The 1,013-nt window shown below is 81.1% G+C and carries 1 protein-coding gene; it reads right to left on the reverse strand.

Annotated features, from left to right (window positions below; all coding sequences use genetic code 11):
- Nucleotides 1-80 precede the first annotated feature (80 nt).
- Nucleotides 81-977, reverse strand: a complete 897-nt coding sequence (locus tag PYV61_RS25745; protein WP_275836743.1) for a tetratricopeptide repeat protein — start codon at nucleotides 975-977, stop codon at nucleotides 81-83.
- Nucleotides 978-1,013 lie beyond the last annotated feature (36 nt).

Raw genomic sequence — 1,013 nt, forward strand, 5'->3', positions numbered from 1 at the left:
GGGGAGCGAGCGGCGCGCGGCGTCGGTCGCGCTGGTCGCCGACCGCTGCCCCTGACGGGGCGCGGGGCACCCCCGCCGCGTCAGCGCCGGCAGCGGCGGTCGCCCCACCCCAGGTCGCAGGCGCGTCGCAGCAGCGTCGCCGCGCGGATCGCGTCCGCGGCGACGCCGCGTCCGGCGGCCACCTGCTCCGACAGCAGCCCGCACGCGCGCGCCTCGCCGACGTCGCATCCGCGCGCCAGCGCGGCGTCGCCGGCGACTTCGTCCCGGCGGACGTCGTCGCCGCGGACCAGGCGCCCGCCCACGCCGTAGCAGGCGGGGCCGCTCCCCGCCGTGCACCCGCGCTGCCAGAGCGTCATCGCCCGCGCCCGGTCGCGCGGCAGGCGGCGGCCGTCCCACAGCAGCCCGGCCAGCCGGTCGCACCCGTCGCCGTCTCCGGCCGTGCATCCGGTCTGGAAGCTCTGGGCGGCCCGGATCACGTCGGCGCGCACCCCCGGCACCCCGTCGACGAGCGCGATCCCGAGCCGGGTGCACCCGACCGCGTCGCCGGCGGCGCAGGCGCCGGCGAACAGCGTCACCGCGCCCACCGGGTCGGCCGCGACCCCGCGTCCGGTCAGCTGCGCCTCGCCCTGCGCCGTGCAGCCGCGCGCGACGTTCCCCTCGCAGGCGCGGCGGAAGAGCGCCGCGGCGCGCGCCGCCGCCGCGGAGGCCGGGGGGGCGACGGCCAGCAGCGACGCGCCGAGGTCGACGCAGAAGGCGAGCGCGCCGCCGTCGCAGGCGCGGGTCAGCAGCGCCCGGCCGGCGTCCGCGTCGGGGGCGACGCCCTCCCCCGCGACCAGCTGCACCCCCTGCTCGCCGCAGGCGGCCGCGTCGCCGCGCCCGCACCCGGCCGCGAAGGCCCGGACCGCGCCCGCGGGGTCGGCCGTCGTCCCGTCGTCGGCGCGCGCCGTCCGCCCGAGCGGCAGGAAGTCGGAGGCCAAGCGGTCTTAGGAAGACAAATCGTGGTCTCAACTCCT

This window comes from Roseisolibacter sp. H3M3-2 (assembly GCF_029211165.1).
Classification (GTDB): Bacteria; Gemmatimonadota; Gemmatimonadetes; order Gemmatimonadales; family Gemmatimonadaceae; genus Roseisolibacter.